This window comes from Pseudomonas sp. B37(2017), assembly GCF_002112885.1.
GTDB lineage: Bacteria > Pseudomonadota > Gammaproteobacteria > Pseudomonadales > Pseudomonadaceae > Aquipseudomonas > Aquipseudomonas paraglycinae.
In genome coordinates this window covers 237,759-252,890 of sequence record NZ_NEIX01000007.1, presented here as the reverse complement: position 1 = coordinate 252,890, position 15,132 = coordinate 237,759, and the positions used below count along the sequence as shown (strand labels likewise).

19 protein-coding genes are annotated in these 15,132 nt (G+C 60.9%); 13 read left to right on the top strand and 6 right to left on the bottom strand.

The features are described from left to right. The first annotated feature begins 77 nt into the window (after positions 1–77). The gene (locus tag CAF90_RS19135) at positions 78–965 is read left to right on the top strand and encodes a LysR family transcriptional regulator (protein ID WP_085608097.1); all 888 of its coding nucleotides are present in this window, start codon (positions 78–80) and stop codon (positions 963–965) included. On the opposite strand, the gene CAF90_RS19130 is transcribed toward CAF90_RS19135, so the two are convergent. Then, positions 955–1,410: a flavodoxin gene (locus CAF90_RS19130; RefSeq protein ID WP_085608096.1), complete on the bottom strand. Its 456-nt coding sequence runs from the start codon at positions 1,408–1,410 to the stop codon at positions 955–957. The genes CAF90_RS19135 and CAF90_RS19130 overlap by 11 nt on opposite strands. A 153-nt stretch (positions 1,411–1,563) precedes the next feature. Here CAF90_RS19130 and CAF90_RS19125 point away from each other — a divergent pair, with 153 nt between their 5' ends. Together CAF90_RS19125 and CAF90_RS19120 are read left to right on the top strand one after the other, a co-directional pair. Next, positions 1,564–2,040 (top strand): PAS domain-containing protein, encoded by a 477-nt coding sequence (locus tag CAF90_RS19125; protein WP_007957219.1) that lies wholly within the window; start codon positions 1,564–1,566, stop codon positions 2,038–2,040. A 54-nt stretch (positions 2,041–2,094) separates the two neighbouring features. Continuing rightward, positions 2,095–2,700: a hypothetical protein gene (locus tag CAF90_RS19120; protein ID WP_085608095.1), complete on the top strand. Its 606-nt coding sequence runs from the start codon at positions 2,095–2,097 to the stop codon at positions 2,698–2,700. Positions 2,701–2,703: 3 nt separating this feature from the next. Here the strand turns inward: CAF90_RS19120 and CAF90_RS19115 are convergent, their stop codons facing one another. Continuing rightward, positions 2,704–3,663: a MerR family transcriptional regulator gene (locus CAF90_RS19115; RefSeq protein WP_085608180.1), complete on the bottom strand. Its 960-nt coding sequence runs from the start codon at positions 3,661–3,663 to the stop codon at positions 2,704–2,706. Positions 3,664–3,876: 213 nt separating this feature from the next. Between CAF90_RS19115 and CAF90_RS19110 the strand changes: the two genes are divergently transcribed. From CAF90_RS19110 to CAF90_RS19085, 6 genes are all read left to right on the top strand, one after another. Next, positions 3,877–4,446 (top strand): antibiotic biosynthesis monooxygenase, encoded by a 570-nt coding sequence (locus tag CAF90_RS19110; protein WP_085608094.1) that lies wholly within the window; start codon positions 3,877–3,879, stop codon positions 4,444–4,446. 56 nt (positions 4,447–4,502) lie between these two features. Continuing rightward, a complete protein-coding gene (folM, locus tag CAF90_RS19105; protein WP_085608093.1) occupies positions 4,503–5,213 on the top strand; it encodes a dihydromonapterin reductase in 711 nt (236 codons plus the stop codon). Between the two features lie 22 nt (positions 5,214–5,235). After that, entirely contained in the window at positions 5,236–5,796 is a 561-nt protein-coding gene (folE, locus tag CAF90_RS19100) for a GTP cyclohydrolase I FolE (RefSeq protein ID WP_007957209.1), read from the top strand. Further along, on the top strand, positions 5,797–6,168 hold the full coding sequence (gene folX / locus CAF90_RS19095; protein WP_007957207.1) for a dihydroneopterin triphosphate 2'-epimerase: 372 nt from the start codon (positions 5,797–5,799) through the stop codon (positions 6,166–6,168). 68 nt (positions 6,169–6,236) lie between these two features. Continuing rightward, a complete protein-coding gene (locus tag CAF90_RS19090) occupies positions 6,237–6,533 on the top strand; it encodes a DUF1244 domain-containing protein (protein ID WP_085608092.1) in 297 nt (98 codons plus the stop codon). Beyond that, positions 6,526–6,864 (top strand): HopJ type III effector protein, encoded by a 339-nt coding sequence (locus CAF90_RS19085; protein WP_011332495.1) that lies wholly within the window; start codon positions 6,526–6,528, stop codon positions 6,862–6,864. The genes CAF90_RS19090 and CAF90_RS19085 overlap by 8 nt, the downstream gene beginning before the upstream one ends. Positions 6,865–7,052: 188 nt before the next feature. Here the strand turns inward: CAF90_RS19085 and trxB are convergent, their stop codons facing one another. Further along, positions 7,053–8,015: a thioredoxin-disulfide reductase gene (trxB, locus tag CAF90_RS19080; RefSeq protein WP_007957204.1), complete on the bottom strand. Its 963-nt coding sequence runs from the start codon at positions 8,013–8,015 to the stop codon at positions 7,053–7,055. A gap of 310 nt (positions 8,016–8,325) precedes the next feature. Here trxB and cysZ point away from each other — a divergent pair, with 310 nt between their 5' ends. After that, positions 8,326–9,078, top strand: coding sequence for a sulfate transporter CysZ (gene cysZ, locus CAF90_RS19070; RefSeq protein WP_085608091.1), 753 nt, complete (start codon positions 8,326–8,328; stop codon positions 9,076–9,078). 42 nt (positions 9,079–9,120) lie between these two features. After that, entirely contained in the window at positions 9,121–10,341 is a 1,221-nt protein-coding gene (locus CAF90_RS19065) for a glycosyltransferase family 1 protein (RefSeq protein WP_085608090.1), read from the top strand. Here CAF90_RS19065 and CAF90_RS19060 read toward each other — a convergent pair. The 3 genes from CAF90_RS19060 to CAF90_RS19050 form a co-directional block, all read right to left on the bottom strand. After that, the gene (locus CAF90_RS19060; protein WP_085608089.1) at positions 10,310–11,413 is read right to left on the bottom strand and encodes an NADH:flavin oxidoreductase; all 1,104 of its coding nucleotides are present in this window, start codon (positions 11,411–11,413) and stop codon (positions 10,310–10,312) included. The genes CAF90_RS19065 and CAF90_RS19060 overlap by 32 nt on opposite strands. A gap of 157 nt (positions 11,414–11,570) precedes the next feature. Beyond that, positions 11,571–12,053: a glutathione peroxidase gene (locus CAF90_RS19055; RefSeq protein ID WP_085608088.1), complete on the bottom strand. Its 483-nt coding sequence runs from the start codon at positions 12,051–12,053 to the stop codon at positions 11,571–11,573. A gap of 122 nt (positions 12,054–12,175) precedes the next feature. Further along, positions 12,176–12,661: a peptidylprolyl isomerase gene (locus CAF90_RS19050; RefSeq protein WP_007959084.1), complete on the bottom strand. Its 486-nt coding sequence runs from the start codon at positions 12,659–12,661 to the stop codon at positions 12,176–12,178. Between CAF90_RS19050 and CAF90_RS19045 the strand changes: the two genes are divergently transcribed. Together CAF90_RS19045 and pta are read left to right on the top strand one after the other, a co-directional pair. Continuing rightward, a complete protein-coding gene (locus tag CAF90_RS19045; RefSeq protein WP_085608179.1) occupies positions 12,660–12,968 on the top strand; it encodes a DUF3565 domain-containing protein in 309 nt (102 codons plus the stop codon). The genes CAF90_RS19050 and CAF90_RS19045 overlap by 2 nt on opposite strands. 60 nt (positions 12,969–13,028) lie before the next feature. Beyond that, entirely contained in the window at positions 13,029–15,128 is a 2,100-nt protein-coding gene (pta, locus tag CAF90_RS19040) for a phosphate acetyltransferase (protein WP_007959085.1), read from the top strand. Positions 15,129–15,132 lie beyond the last annotated feature (4 nt).

Below are 15,132 nucleotides of genomic sequence, written 5' to 3'. Positions count from 1 at the left end.
TGCCTATTTTACGAACCCGACTGCCATCTCCGAAGCGAATTGTTAGACTCAAAGCCATTCCAATCTGGAATCAGGCCATGGAATTCAAACAGCTCAAAAGCTTTGTCGAAGTCATGCATCAGGGCGGCTTCACTCAAGCCGCGAAGACCCTGCACATCAGTCAGTCCGCCGTGAGCAAGCAGATCGCCCAGCTCGAACAGAGCCTCGGCACGCCTCTGCTCGAACGGCTGGGTTCGCAGATACGCCTGACCGCCGCCGGCAGCGTGGTGCTGCAACGGGCCGAAGGCATGCTGCGGTTGCGCAATGAATTGCTCAGCGAACTGGATGACCTCAGCCATCTGGCACGCGGCGAGTTGCGTCTCGGGTTGCCATTGCTCGGCAGCGATGCGTTGTTTGCCGGGCTGTTCGCCGAGTACCGACGGCGCTACCCGAACATCAGCGTGCAGTTGCTTGAAGGCGGCAGTCGCAACATCGAACAGGCGGTGCTCAGCGGGGAGCTGGAGCTGGGCGGCAGTCTGCTGCCGAAAGATCCGCAATTCGACTTTCAGCCGTTCTGCGATGAACCGCTCGATGCGCTGCTACCGGTGGATCACCCACTGGCGGCAAAAGCTGAAATTGGTCTGGAGGAATTGGCCGACACGCCGTTTCTTTTGTATCAACGCAGTTTCGTCCTCAACGATCGTTTACTTCAGGCTTGCCAGCAGATGGGTTTCACCCCGAAGGAAGGCGGGCGCAGCGGGCAGGCGGATTTTCTCGCGGCGCTGGTCGCCGCCGGGCAAGGCGTGGTGTTGCTGCCCAGCGTGGTGGCGCGCGGTCTGGTGCGGCCAGGCGTGGTGCGCCTGACCCTGAACGCGCCGGAGTATTTGCGCTGGGATATCGCTTTCATCTGGCGCCGGGGTGCCTATCTTTCAAAGGCTGCACAGGCCTGGCTGGCGCTGTTGCGTGAACGCGGGATCAGCCCTTGAGCGTGGCGATCAACTGTTCCAGCCAAGGCTCGGCGTCGGTTTCCGGGGTAACGCTTTCGCTGGCGTCGATGCGCAGCATGTCCTGCACTTCGCGCACACCCAGTTCGCCGAACAACTCGCGCAATTGCTCGCCGCCGCCGCAGAAGGTGTCGCCGTAGCTGGCGTCACCCAAGGCGATCACGGCGCCAGGCAAACCACGCCAGGCCGCCGGCAATTGGTCGCGAATCGCCGAATACAAAGGTTGCAGGTTGTCCGGCAGCTCGCCCATGCCGGTGGTCGAGGTCACGCCGAGCAAGGCTTCAGGGCCAAAAGCCTGGAGATCGGCAAGGCTGGCGCGCGAGTTGTAGAAGGTTTCAAAACCGGCGGCGTTCAACAGGCTCTGAGCGTGGCGAGCGACTTCTTCGGCCGTGCCGTACACCGAGCCGGAGAGGATGGCGACTTTCATCAATCTGATCCTGAAACTGAAAAAAAGAGCGGCGATAGTAACAGCCAGCGACGACATGTTGCGATTGGCTCTCGACAAGTACTGATGGCCAGTAGACAGCGCCGGTCGATCTTCTAGAATGCCTGCGGTCGATAACACTGAAAGGATTCATAGATGATCAATGCCAGTCTGCTGCAGATGGTGATCAACGCGTCGAACGACGGAATTGTGGTAGCGGAAAAGGAAGGCGAGCAGGACAACATCCTGATCTACGTGAATCCGGCCTTCGAAAAACTGACTGGCTATACCAGTGAAGAAATCCTCTATCAGGACTGTCGTTTCCTACAGGCCGGGGATCGCGACCAGGCCAGTCTGGAGGTGATTCGCGATGTTTTGAGAGAAGGCGGCTCATGCCGGGAAATCCTGCGCAACTACCGCAAGGACGGCACGCCGTTCTGGAACGAGCTATCCCTGTCTACGGTAAAAAATGCCGACGACGGACTGACCTATTTCGTCGGCGTGCAAAAGGACGTCACGGTTCAGGTCAAGGCGCAGCAGCGGGTTGTGCAACTGGAAGCTCAGGTTGCGGCACTGGAAGCAGAAATTGCTGCCTTGAAAGCGACGAACGGCGCAAACAAAACCGCGAACTAATTGTCATTAACTACAATCACCAATGACTTTGTAATTATTCATTTCGAGTTAGCCATGCAGCGTGACGCCCTCCTGACCCAGGATGAGCTGGATTTCATCCAGACCATGCAACACAACCCGCAACTCAATGTGCGGGATGCGACGTCGAGCCTGCTGGTCAATGGTGGTTCGCAGATCCGTGATCTGCTCACGCGTCTGGCGGCTCATGAGCAAGTCACGATCCAGGCCAACTTCGAAAACCAGCAGATGACTTTCCCGCTGCATCTGGTGGAAGACGAGTTCCACGCCCTGCACCTGCGCCTGGGCGTACCAAGCATCTATGAAGACGGGCCGATGGTGCGTCCATGGCGCCTGACTCTGGAAGAACCCGTGGCACTGGAAAATGCCAAGGGCCAGCCCGGTACGTTGTGGGTGCATGAGGTTTCGCACAAGGGTGTGCTGCTGGAAGTGCGCAACAAAACCAAACCGCCGAAGCACTTTGCGTTGTGGTTCAGCCCGTCAGGCTACGAGCGGATTTCCCTGCGCGGGACGTTCGAGCGGGAAACCGAAAACGGTTTTTATGCTTACGAGTTAAGCCAGAGCGATGCCGACGAAACCGAGCGTCTGCGCCAGTTCATCCTGCAACAGCATCGCCTGACCCACCCTGCCCTGCACACCTGATTCTCAGGTATCCAGCGTCCCCGCCAGGAACTGATTCATGCGCTGGCGCATGGTCGCCCCTTCGTTACCCAGACAGCCAACCGATGATCCGGCCAGGCTGTCCTGCGCCAGATCGGCAGCATCGCCTGCCAGCATCAACTGACAATCCAGACTCAAGGCCAGACGATTCAGACGTCGCGGCAGCTCTGCGGTCGGCGCATGATTGGAAAACAGCACCAGAGCCTGGGGCCTGGTCTTTTCGCACACCAGCGTCAGCTCATCGAACGGCTGGCCGGTGGTGAGCACACGAACGCCCGCGTCATTGCCGCTGAGAAACAGCGCCGCCACCAGCAATTCAAGCTCACGACATTGACCGGCCAGTGCGCTGACGATCACCTTGCGCGGTTGCGAGCCCCGCAGCACGACGATGCGCTGCAGCACCTTCGCTCGCAGAAAACCATCGAAGAACAGCCACTCGCTGGTCTGCCCGAACGCGTCCTGCCGTTGCAGCATTTGCAGCCACAGCGGCATCAGGATGTCCTGAAACACCACGGGCAACGCATAGGAGGAGAAAATCTGTCCGTAGACCCGGTCGAGCAACTGATCGTCGAACGAGCTGACTGCCTGCCGGACCTGTTCCTGCCACTGGATATAGTCAGCCTGCACCAGATCATCGGGAATGAAGTGAGCCAGCACCTTCATCGGCTCGGTCTTGGCCAGGATTTTGCCGATCTTGCTCACGGCAACACCGCGATCGATCCAGTCGACGATACTGCGAACGCGCTCGATATCGGTCATTGAATACAGCCGGTGCCCACTTTCGGTGCGTGTCGGCTGGATCAAACCATAACGTCGCTCCCATGCGCGCAGCGTGACCGGGTTGACTCCGGTCAGGCGCGACACTTCTCGTATCGGGAAAAGTTCTTCGCGCTCCAGCGCAACAGATGCCTGCGAAGCAGGGCGAACGTCTGTAATGACAGGCATTTGGGCGGACACGTCCTTGTTGGCGAAGTTGGATCCCATTCTACTCCGGATGCCCCTCCCCGGTTCAACCGACAAAATGAGACGAAAGTCTCTGGTTTTGTCACGATAATCAGGAATAATCCTTGCTTGTCGAAAAACGCAGCCCTCCACCCCGGCGCTGCGTCAGGCGAAACTCCTACCCGGAGCGACGCAAATGCAATACGGAGATACACAATGTCTACTTCCCCCGTCACGCTGATGGTCGCGCGTCGTGTCGCCAATGGTCGTTATCAGGATCTGATCGCCTGGTTGCGCGAAGGCGAACAACTGGCCACCGACTTCCCCGGTTACCTCGGCTCCGGCGTACTGGCTCCGCCTCCCGGCGACGATGAATTCCAGATCATTTTCCGCTTCGTCGACGAACAGACCCTGCACGCCTGGGAACACTCGGCATCGCGCACTGCATGGCTGGCTCGTGGCAGCGATCTGTTTGCTCACCCGACGGAACATCGGGTCAGCGGAATCGAAGGCTGGTTCGGTGCAGCCGGCGTGCGTCCTCCACGCTGGAAGCAGGCCGTGGCGATCTGGCTGGCGTTCTTCCCGGTGTCGCTGCTGTTCAATTTCGTGCTGGGCCCGCTGCTCGCTGAAATGAGCCTGTTGCCGAGGGTCTTCATCAGCACGCTGTGCCTGACCCCGTTGATGGTCTATTTCTTCATTCCGCTGTCGACCCGCCTGCTGGCCGGCTGGCTCAACCCGGCGCCTGCGCGCCCACTGCCTGCCGCACCCTCCACGCAAAATCGCTGAAGCCGTCGCTCGCGTCGCTGTTATAGTTTTTGCTCTGACTTCGACGCGAGCCGTACATGACTTCTCCCACAGCTCCCATCCTCATCACCGGCGCCGGCCAGCGGGTCGGCCTGCATTGTGCGCAGCGTCTGCTGGAAGACGGTCATCGGGTGATCTTCACCTATCGCAGCGAACGACCGGGTGTGAAGGCATTGCGAGATCTGGGCGCCCACGGGCTGCACGCGGACTTTTCCAGCGAAGCCTCGATCCTCGCGTTCATCACCGAACTGAAGACCCACACCGACAGCCTGCGTGCCATCGTGCACAACGCCTCGGAGTGGCTGGCGGAAACCGGTAACGGCGAAGCCGAAGCCTTCAGCCGGATGTTCAACATTCACATGCTGGCGCCGTACCTGATCAACCTGCATTGCGCCGAATTACTGCAGCGTTCGAGTCCTGCCGACATCATCCACATCAGCGATGACGTCACCCGTAAGGGCAGCAGCAAACACATCGGCTATTGCGCCAGCAAGGCCGGGCTCGACAGTCTCACGCTGTCCTTCGCCGCGCGCTACGCGCCGTCAATCAAGGTCAACGGCATCGCGCCAGCCCTGCTATTGTTCAATCCCGACGACGACGCGGCGTACCGCGCCAAGGCGCTGGCCAAGTCCGCGCTGGGCATCGAACCCGGCAGCGAAGTGATTTATCAGAGCCTGCGTTATCTGCTCGACAACCCGTATGTCACCGGCACGACCCTGACCGTCAACGGCGGGCGGCACATCAAGTAATACGCCCCCGCGAGGATGCTCCATGACCCGTTCCCTGCCCGAGAATTACCGCGAGATCCTGATCGGTCTCGGTGAAAACCCCGACCGCGAAGGACTGCTCGACACGCCGGTGCGGGCGGCGAAGGCCATGCAGTATCTGTGTCACGGCTACGAACAGAGCGTCGACGAGATCGTCAATGGCGCGCTGTTTGCCTCCGACACCGACGAGATGATCATCGTCGCCGACATCGAGCTGTACTCGTTGTGCGAACATCACCTGCTGCCCTTCATCGGCAAGGCCCATGTGGCTTATATTCCGACGGGCAAGGTGCTGGGGTTGTCAAAGATCGCACGACTGGTGGACATGTTCGCCCGCCGCCTGCAGATCCAGGAAAACCTCACCCGCCAGATCGCCGAGGCGGTCCAGCAAGTCACCGATGCCGCCGGTGTCGCGGTGGTCATCGAAGCCCGACACATGTGCATGATGATGCGCGGTGTCGAGAAACAGAATTCGACCATGAACACCTCGGTCATGCTCGGCGCCTTCCGCGAGTCGAGCAACACCCGCCAGGAGTTCCTGCAATTGATTGGACGGAGCAAGTAAATGCCACAACTTCAACCGGGAATGGCGCGCATCCGGGTCAAGGATCTGCGCCTGCGCACCTTTATCGGGATCAACGAGGACGAAATCCTCAACAAGCAGGATGTGCTGATCAACCTGACCATCCTGTACGCCGCGCAGGAAGCGGTGCGTGACAACGACATCGACCACGCGCTGAACTACCGCACCATCACCAAGGCGATCATCGCCCATGTGGAAGGCAACCGTTTTGCGCTGCTCGAACGCCTGACCCAGGAGTTGCTGGATCTGGTGATGGCCAACGAATCGGTGCTGTACGCCGAAGTCGAAGTCGACAAGCCGCATGCCTTGCGTTTTGCCGAGTCAGTGTCGATCACCCTCGCCGCCAGCCGCTGAACGTGTCTGGCGCTCCGGGCGTCAGACTTTTATCATCCGCGCCACGATTTGACTGCACAGAGCCCATCATGACCGAGCAACAACGCCTCGAACTCGAAGCCGCCGCCTTCCGCCGGCTGGTCGCCCACCTGGACAGCCGCAAGGACGTGCAGAACATCGACCTGATGAACCTCGCCGGGTTCTGCCGCAACTGCCTGTCCAAGTGGTACAAGGCCGAGGCCGACGAGCGCCAGATCGAGGTCAGCCTCGACGATGCCCGTGAAGTGGTTTACGGCATGCCGTACGCCGACTGGAAAGCCCAATATCAGCAAGAAGCCAGCGCCGAACAACAAGCGGCGTTCGCCAAAGGAAAACCCAATGAGTGATCTGAACACCCTGCGCGCCAGCCTCAAGAGCGGCGAACACGTTTTTGCCGACACCCTGTCCTTCATCGCCGCCGGTTACGACTACCAGCCTCAGGCGTTCAACAACGGCGGCGTGGAAAACGCGGCCGGGCAGAACGAAGGTTCGTGCAAGACCCTGGGTCTGGCGCTGCTGGAAGGCTTGAGCGATGAAGAAGCGCTGCTGGCGTTCGGCGAACACTACCGCTCGGTCGTGGCAACCCCTGAAGGCAGCGATCACGGCAATATCCGTGCGCTGATCCAACACGGTCTGGCAGGCGTGAAATTCGAAGCGCAACCGCTGACCCGCCGCTGATTCTTCACGTCAGATCGTTCCCACGCTCCGCGTGGGAATGCAGCCGGGGACGCTCCGCGTCCCAAGGACGCAGAGCGTCCAGATGAGGCATTCCCACGCAGAGCGTGGGAACGATCACCGTCGTGGTGGCTGTGAATAACGGGCATGAAAAAACCGGCCAATTGGCCGGTTTTTTTGTACCTGCAATCTTAGAACGAAACGTTCTGCAGATCGTCCAGGTAACGCTCGGTGTCCAGTGCCGCCATACAACCGGCGCCGGCCGAGGTGATGGCCTGACGGTAAACGTGGTCGGCCACGTCGCCGGCAGCGAAGATGCCTTCGACGCTGGTCGCGGTGGCGTTGCCTTCACGGCCGCCCTGAACCACGAGGTAGCCGTCCTTCAATTCCAGCTGACCTTCGAACAACGAGGTGTTCGGGGTGTGGCCGATCGCGATGAACACGCCGTCGACCTTGATTTCGTCGAAGCTGCCATCGTTGTTCTTCAGACGCGCACCGGTCACGCCCATGTTGTCGCCCAGCACTTCGTCCAGGGTCGCGTTCAGTTTCAGTTCGATCTTGCCTTCGGCCACACGGGCGTTGAGCTTGTCGATCAGGATCTTCTCGGCGCGGAAGGTTTCGCGACGGTGGATCAGGGTGACCTTGCTGGCGATGTTGGCCAGGTACAGCGCTTCTTCGACAGCGGTGTTGCCGCCACCGACCACAGCCACCGGCTTGTTGCGATAGAAGAAACCGTCGCAGGTCGCGCAGGCCGAAACGCCTTTGCCCATGAACGCTTCTTCCGACGGCAGGCCCAGGTAACGAGCGCTGGCGCCGGTGGCGATGATCAGCGCGTCGCAGGTGTAGGTGCCGCTGTCGCCGGTCAGGCTGTATGGCTTGGAAGCGAAGTCCACAGCGTTGATGTGATCGAACACGATCTCGGTTTCAAAACGCTCGGCGTGCTCGCGCATGCGCTCCATCAGTACCGGGCCGGTCAGACCGTGGACGTCGCCCGGCCAGTTGTCGACTTCGGTGGTGGTGGTCAGTTGACCGCCGGCCTGCATGCCGGTGATCAGCAGCGGCTTGAGGTTGGCACGGGCAGCGTAGACGGCAGCGCTGTAACCGGCAGGGCCGGAACCGAGGATGATCACTCGCGAATGACGGACTTCAGACATGAACCTGCTCCTGTTGACCGGCCAAGACACCTGGCCGGACGCCGGACTGCCGGCGGGAATAAAAAAGGACTGTGGATAACCTTGGGGAAGGCGTGAGCTCGACAGTCCTGTAAAAAGTTGGGTGCAGCGTATCGAGGGGGGCAAGATTAAGGAAATACGGTTTAACAATCCAGCTCATAGGTGGTCTCTATGCCGACACACTGACGAGATGGACGTCTTTGTTACAGTGAATGTCGATCCCGCTGCCGCGCTTTCACAGGTTCTGCAAAGTCGGTAAGGTCGGCGCGTTTTCCCTTGCTCGGAGCACCTTATGCCCGCCCCTGTTCTGTCCGGCCCGCAATACCTGCGCGAAGGCCTCAAATTGGTCTTGAGCCCTGGCCTGCGCCTGTTCGTGCTGCTGCCGCTGGCCATCAACCTGGTGCTGTTCGTCGGATTGATCTATCTGGCCGGCCACCAGTTCAGCCTGTGGGTCGACACGCTGATGCCGTCGCTGCCCGAATGGCTGAGTTTTCTCAGCTACGTCCTGTGGCCGCTGTTCGTGGTGCTGGTGGCGTTGATGGTGTTCTTCACCTTCACCATGCTGGCCAACGTGATCGCCGCGCCGTTCAACGGTTTCCTCGCGGAAAAGGTTGAAGTGGTGGTGCGCGGCACCGACGACTTTCCGGCCTTCAGCTGGGGCGAACTGATCGCCATGATCCCGCGCACCCTGGCCCGGGAAATGCGCAAGCTCGGTTATTTCCTGCCCCGGGCGATCGGCCTGTTCATTCTCTCGTTCATCCCGGTGGTGAACATCGTCGCCGCGCCGCTGTGGCTGCTGTTCGGGGTGTGGATGATGGCGATCCAGTACATCGACTACCCGGCGGACAACCACAAGCTGGGCTGGAACGAGATGCTCGCCTGGCTGCGCCAGAAGCGCTGGCAGAGCATGAGCTTTGGCGGGATCGTTTATCTGGTGTTGCTGATTCCGGTGGTCAACATCCTGATGATGCCGGCCGCCGTGGCTGGCGCGACGCTGTTCTGGGTGCGTGAGCGCGGGGCCGAGAATCTGGTGACGCAACGCTGAGGCCGCGTCACAAATCCATCATCCGAACGTCACAACCACGACATGGCCTCAGCCGACACTGAGGTCATGACGACAGCTCTACATATCACCCTCATCAGCGAAACCTTCCCACCGGAAATCAACGGCGTGGCCAATACCCTTGGCCGCTTGTGCGACGGTTTGCGCGCACGCGGGCATCGTGTGGAACTGGTGCGACCGCGTCAGGCTGACGATCCCCAGCGCAGTGAAGACGACTCGCTGCTGTTGTGCCGGGGCTGGCCGTTGCCGGGTTATCCGGGGCTGCAATGGGGTCAGTCGTCGATGCACAAGTTGCTGCGGCGCTGGACGCGCCAGCGCCCGGACGTGCTCTATATCGCCACCGAAGGTCCGCTCGGGCTGTCGGCACTGCGCGCAGCGCGCCGTCTGGGCATTGCGGTGGTCAGCGGCTTTCACACCAACTTCCAGCAATACACCCACCAGTACGGGCTTGGATTGCTGACGCGTTTGCTCACCCATTACCTGCGCTGGTTTCACAATCGCTCTGCCCTGACCCTGGTGCCGAGCGTCAGCCAGCGCCTGGAGCTGGAGCGCCGGCATTTCGAACGCCTGGCGCTGCTGTCGCGGGGTGTCGACAGTCAGTTGTTTCACCCGGCCAAACGCCTGAATGCCTTGCGTGAACAATGGGGTCTTGGCGAGCGGGACATTGCGGTCATTCACGTAGGACGCCTGGCGCCAGAGAAAAACCTCGGCCTGCTCAAGCGCAGTTTCGAAAAGCTCGCCGGCACTTATCCACAGCGCAACCTGAAGTTGATCGTGGTCGGCGACGGGCCGCAACGAATGGCACTGGAAAAGGAACTGCCCGAGGCGATTTTCTGCGGCTCGCAACGGGGCGAAGCACTGGCGGCGCACTATGCGTCGGGGGATGTGTTTCTGTTTCCGAGCCTGACCGAAACCTTCGGCAACGTCGTGCTCGAAGCGCTGGCCTCAGGCCTTGGGGTGGTGGCTTACGACCAGGCCGCTGCGGCCCAGCATATTCGCCATGGGTACAACGGCGTGCTGGCGATGCCCGGGGATGAAGAGGCGTTCTGCGAGGCAGCGGCATGGCTGCTGGAAGAAGACGAAAGGTTGCGCTGCGTTCGCCTGAACGCACGCCAACACGCCAGCCGCCAGGGTTGGGCGGCTATCGTCGAACAGTTTGAAAACCATTTGTTGGGAGCTTGCCGCGACCTGCGCGACAAGCCACCCACGGCGATCAAACCAGCGTCATCAACGCCTCACGGCTGAAGGGCAGAATGTCCTGCTCGCGGCCTTCGCGCACTTTCTGCGCCCAGTCCGGATCGACCAGCAGCGCACGACCCACCGCCACCAGATCGAACTCGTCGTTGTTCAGACGCTCCAGCAGTTTTTCCAGACTGGCCGGTTGCGCGACCTTGTCGGTGTTGACCATGAATTGCAGGAACTCGCCATCGAGGCCGACGCTGCCGACGGTGATGGTCGGTTTGCCGGTCAGCTTGCGCGTCCAGCCGGCCAGGTTCAGGTCGGAACCGTCGAATTCCGGCTCCCAGAAACGGCGCGTCGAGCAGTGGAAAATGTCCACGCCAGCGTCGGACAACGGCTTGAGAAATTCGCCCAGCGCTTCGGCGGTTTGCACCAGACGCGCGGTGTAGTCCTGCTGTTTCCACTGCGAGAAGCGGAAGATGATCGGGAAGCCTTCGCCCACCGCCGCACGCACAGCCTGAATCAGCTCGATGGCGAAACGCGAACGGTTGGCCAGGCTGCCACCGTATTCGTCGGTGCGCTGGTTGCTGCCTTCCCAGAAGAACTGGTCGATCAGGTAACCGTGGGCGCCGTGGATTTCCACGCCGTCCATGCCGATGCTTTGGGCATCTTTGGCGGCTTGGGCAAACGCACCGATCACGTCCTGGATGTCCTTTTTGGTCATGCCGTGTACGACGACCTGACCGTCCTTGAGTTTTTCCGACGGGCCGTAACCCGGCACGCTCGCGTCCGGCTCGGTCCCCAGACGGCGCACATTGCCGACGTGCCACAGTTGCGGAACGATCTTGCCGCCTTCAGCGTGCACCGCGTCCACGACTTTCTTCCAGCCAGCCAGCGCCGCTTCACCGTAGAAATGCGGCACGTTCGGGTAACCGTTGGAAGCCTGGTGGCCGACGGTGGTGCCTTCGGTGATGATCAGGCCGACACCGGCCGCCGCACGACGACGGTAGTATTCGATCACTTTGGAATTGGGTACGCCGCCCGGGGAAAACGAGCGGGTCATCGGCGCCATGACCACGCGGGTCGGCAGTTCGAGGGCACCGAGCTGGAACGGTTTGAACAGGGCTTGCACGGGCATGGGAGGCTCCACGAAAAATTGATCGACGGGCATGCGATTCATATGACGGCGATAATATGCGGAGTTCCAACCGTGCGATAGCACTATTGATCTGAATGATTAAGGGTCAAAAGGCAGGCGAAAAAAATCGCAGCTCGAGGGCTGCGATTTTTGTGTTTCAGCTCAGGGCTTTTTCAATCGCCGTAATCACCGAAGGATCATCCGGCGCCGTGCGCGGCGAGAATCGGGCCAGTACCCGACCGTCCTTGCCGAGCAGGAATTTCTCGAAATTCCAGGTGATGTCACCGGGAAACTCCGCTCCCTCGCCCGCCAGCAGACGGTAGAGCTGATGACGGTCGTGACCGTTGACTTCGAGCTTTTTCGACAACGGAAAACTCACGCCATAGTTGAGGCTGCAGAATTCCTGGATCTCCTGCTCACTGCCCGGTTCCTGACCGGCAAACTGGTTGCACGGCAGGCCCAGCACACTGAAGCCTTTGCCTTTGTATTGCTGATAAAGGTTTTCCAGCGCCGCGTACTGTGGGGTCAAGCCGCATTTGGAGGCGACGTTGACCACCAGCACGACTTGGCCCTGGAAGGGTGCCAGCGGTAGCTCCTGACCATCCAGGGCTGTCAACTTAAGGTCGTGAAAAGCACTCATGACGAACTCCAGATTCCCGTTTTCTACTCGAAACAGCCACTTGGCGAGGCCACCAAGGACAGCCGCGGACTAAAAAGGCGCCCTCGGGCGCCTCTCCAGTACTCGAAGCTTAGCGCAGAAAATCAGTGGTGATGGCCACCTTCGCCATGGACGTGACCATGAGCGATTTCTTCCTGGCTGGCGTCACGGATGGCAACGACCTTCACTTTGAAGTTCAGGCGCTGACCGGCCAGCGGGTGGTTGCCGTCGACAGTGACGTCGTCGCCGTCCAGGTCACGGATGGTAACGATCTGCATCTGGCCGTCCGGCGCCGAAGCGTGGAACTGCATGCCGACTTCCAGCTCGTCAACGCCTTCGAACATGCTGCGGCTCAGGGTGCTGACCAGTTCGGCAGCGTATTCGCCGTAGGCATCTTCCGGCTCGACGGAAACGTCCAGCTCGTTGCCGACTTCTTTACCTTCCAGGGCTTTTTCCAGGCCCGGGATGATGTTGCCTGCGCCATGCAGGTAGACCAGCGGAGCGCCGCCGGCGGAGCTGTCGATGACCTCACCAGCGTCGTTGGTCAGGGTATAGTCGATGGAGACAGCCTTATTGGCGGCGATCAGCATGGGGCGAGACCTTTTGCATAAGAATGAAGAACGGACAAGTCTAAACAAGGATTTGCCCGAAAGCGAACAGAACCCGGACAGACGGGATCGATTGGCGCCCGTGACCGTCACCGGATTCCATCAGGACGAGGACGGCCACTGGGTCGCCGAGCTGTCCTGCGGCCACACCCAGCACCTGCGCCACCTCCCGCCCTGGCAGTCCCGGGCCTGGGTCCTGGACGCTGCGCAACGTATTGAAAAAATAGGCCAACCCTTTGCTTGCGGTTGGTGCGCTCAAGGCTCGGTTAGCGATAACCTTGACGACTGAAATTCGGCAGATCGGCACACAGAGACGATCGCCATTGCCATGCACCCTTAGAGAATCCGCATGCAAACTTTTTTTATCGCGCCCACCGACTTTGGTGTGGGTCTGACCTCCATCAGCCTCGGGCTGGTGCGTACGCTGGAGCGGGCCGGGCTGAAAGTCGGCTTCTTCAAACCGATTGCCCAGCCGCATCCGGGCGACACCGGCCCTGAGCGTTCAACCGAACTGGTGGCCCGCACCCACGGCCTGAAACCGCCGCAACCCTTGGGCCTGGCCCACGTCGAGCGGATGCTCGGCGATGGTCAGCTCGACGAGTTGCTCGAAGAAATCATCACCCTCTACCAGCAGGCCGCCATCGGCAAAGACGTGCTGGTCGTCGAAGGCATGGTGCCGACCCGCAGCGCCAGCTACGCCGCGCGGGTCAATCTGCACCTGGCCAAGAGCCTGGATGCCGAGGTGATTCTGGTCTCGGCCCCGGAAAACGAAGTGCTGACTGAACTGTCCGGCCGCGTCGAGTTGCAGGCGCAACTGTTCGGCGGACCGAAAGACCCGAAAGTCCTCGGCGTGATCCTCAACAAGGTCAAGACCGACGAAAGCATGGACGCCTTCGCCGCGCGCCTGAAAGAACATTCGCCCTTGCTGCGCACCGGTGATTTCCGTCTGCTCGGCTGCATTCCGTTCCAGCCTGAACTCAACGCCCCGCGCACCCGCGACGTCGCCGATCTGATGGGCGCCCAGGTGCTCAACGCCGGCGACTACGAAACCCGGCGCATGACCAAGACCATCATTTGCGCGCGCACCATGCGCAACACCGTGGACCTGCTCAAGCCCGGCGTACTGGTGGTGACCCCCGGCGATCGCGACGACATCATCCTCGCCGTCAGCCTCGCGGCCATCAACGGCGTACCGCTGGCCGGCCTGCTGCTGACCAGCGACACGCTGCCCGATCCGCGCATCATGGACCTGTGCCGTGGCGCCTTGCAGGCTGGCTTGCCGGTGCTGTCGGTGAGCACCGGCTCCTACGACACCGCCAACCTGCTCAACGGCCTGAACAAGGAAATTCCCGTCGACGACCGCGAGCGCGCGGAGATCATCACCGATTTCGTCGCCAGTCATCTGGATGCCAACTGGCTGCACCAGCGCTGCGGCACGCCACGGGAGATGCGCCTGTCGCCGGCGGTGTTCCGTTATCAATTGATTCAACGCGCCCAGGCCGCCAACAAACGCATCGTCCTGCCCGAAGGCAGCGAGCCGTTCACCGTGCAAGCGGCGGCGATCTGTCAGGAGCGCGGGATTGCCCGTTGCGTGTTGCTGGCCAAACCGGCAGACGTCGAAGCCGTCGCCCGTGCCCAGGGCATCGTCCTGCCGCCGGGGCTGGAAATCCTCGATCCGGATCTGATCCGCGAACGCTACGTCGAACCGATGGTCGCCCTGCGCAAGAGCAAAAGCCTCAACGCGCCGATGGCCGAGCAGCAACTGGAAGACACTGTGGTGATCGGCACCATGATGCTGGCGCTGGATGAAGTCGACGGTCTGGTCTCCGGCATCATCAACACCACCGCCAACACCATCCGCCCTGCGCTTCAGCTGATCAAGACGGCGCCGGGCTGCACGCTGGTGTCGTCGGTGTTCTTCATGCTGTTTCCCGAGGAAGTACTGGTCTACGGCGACTGCGTGATGAACCCGCACCCGAGCGCCAGCGAACTGGCGGAGATCGCCCTGCAAAGCGCCGACTCGGCCGCCGCATTCGGCATCACCCCACGCGTGGCGATGATCAGCTACTCCAGCGGCGAATCCGCCACTGGCGAGGAAGTCGAAAAAGTCCGTGAAGCCACCCTGCTCGCCCACGAACAACAGCACTCGCTACTGATCGACGGCCCGTTGCAATACGACGCCGCCGCCAACGAAACCGTCGCCCGGCAACTGGCGCCGAACAGCCAGGTGGCCGGTCGCGCCACGGTGTTCGTATTCCCCGACCTCAACACCGGCAACACCACCCACAAAGCCGTGCAGCGCAGCGCCGATTGCGTCAGCCTCGGCCCGATGCTGCAAGGCCTGCGCAAACCGGTAAACGATCTGCCGCGCGGCGCGCAGGTCGACGACATCGTCTACACCATCGCCCTGACCGCGATTCAGGCTGCCAACCGACCTCTGGATATCTGACCCG

What these genes read in the sequence shown, in the direction of transcription:
- CAF90_RS19135 (WP_085608097.1), top strand. Translation starts at nt 78, where the DNA reads ATGGAATTCAAACAGCTCAAAAGCTTTGTCGAAGTCATGCATCAGGGC.
- CAF90_RS19130 (WP_085608096.1), bottom strand. Translation starts at nt 1,410, where the DNA reads ATGAAAGTCGCCATCCTCTCCGGCTCGGTGTACGGCACGGCCGAAGAA.
- CAF90_RS19125 (WP_007957219.1), top strand. Translation starts at nt 1,564, where the DNA reads ATGATCAATGCCAGTCTGCTGCAGATGGTGATCAACGCGTCGAACGAC.
- CAF90_RS19120 (WP_085608095.1), top strand. Translation starts at nt 2,095, where the DNA reads ATGCAGCGTGACGCCCTCCTGACCCAGGATGAGCTGGATTTCATCCAG.
- CAF90_RS19115 (WP_085608180.1), bottom strand. Translation starts at nt 3,663, where the DNA reads ATGCCTGTCATTACAGACGTTCGCCCTGCTTCGCAGGCATCTGTTGCG.
- CAF90_RS19110 (WP_085608094.1), top strand. Translation starts at nt 3,877, where the DNA reads ATGTCTACTTCCCCCGTCACGCTGATGGTCGCGCGTCGTGTCGCCAAT.
- folM (WP_085608093.1), top strand. Translation starts at nt 4,503, where the DNA reads ATGACTTCTCCCACAGCTCCCATCCTCATCACCGGCGCCGGCCAGCGG.
- folE (WP_007957209.1), top strand. Translation starts at nt 5,236, where the DNA reads ATGACCCGTTCCCTGCCCGAGAATTACCGCGAGATCCTGATCGGTCTC.
- folX (WP_007957207.1), top strand. Translation starts at nt 5,797, where the DNA reads ATGCCACAACTTCAACCGGGAATGGCGCGCATCCGGGTCAAGGATCTG.
- CAF90_RS19090 (WP_085608092.1), top strand. Translation starts at nt 6,237, where the DNA reads ATGACCGAGCAACAACGCCTCGAACTCGAAGCCGCCGCCTTCCGCCGG.
- CAF90_RS19085 (WP_011332495.1), top strand. Translation starts at nt 6,526, where the DNA reads ATGAGTGATCTGAACACCCTGCGCGCCAGCCTCAAGAGCGGCGAACAC.
- trxB (WP_007957204.1), bottom strand. Translation starts at nt 8,015, where the DNA reads ATGTCTGAAGTCCGTCATTCGCGAGTGATCATCCTCGGTTCCGGCCCT.
- cysZ (WP_085608091.1), top strand. Translation starts at nt 8,326, where the DNA reads ATGCCCGCCCCTGTTCTGTCCGGCCCGCAATACCTGCGCGAAGGCCTC.
- CAF90_RS19065 (WP_085608090.1), top strand. Translation starts at nt 9,121, where the DNA reads ATGGCCTCAGCCGACACTGAGGTCATGACGACAGCTCTACATATCACC.
- CAF90_RS19060 (WP_085608089.1), bottom strand. Translation starts at nt 11,413, where the DNA reads ATGCCCGTGCAAGCCCTGTTCAAACCGTTCCAGCTCGGTGCCCTCGAA.
- CAF90_RS19055 (WP_085608088.1), bottom strand. Translation starts at nt 12,053, where the DNA reads ATGAGTGCTTTTCACGACCTTAAGTTGACAGCCCTGGATGGTCAGGAG.
- CAF90_RS19045 (WP_085608179.1), top strand. Translation starts at nt 12,660, where the DNA reads ATGGGGCGAGACCTTTTGCATAAGAATGAAGAACGGACAAGTCTAAAC.
- CAF90_RS19050 (WP_007959084.1), bottom strand. Translation starts at nt 12,661, where the DNA reads ATGCTGATCGCCGCCAATAAGGCTGTCTCCATCGACTATACCCTGACC.
- pta (WP_007959085.1), top strand. Translation starts at nt 13,029, where the DNA reads ATGCAAACTTTTTTTATCGCGCCCACCGACTTTGGTGTGGGTCTGACC.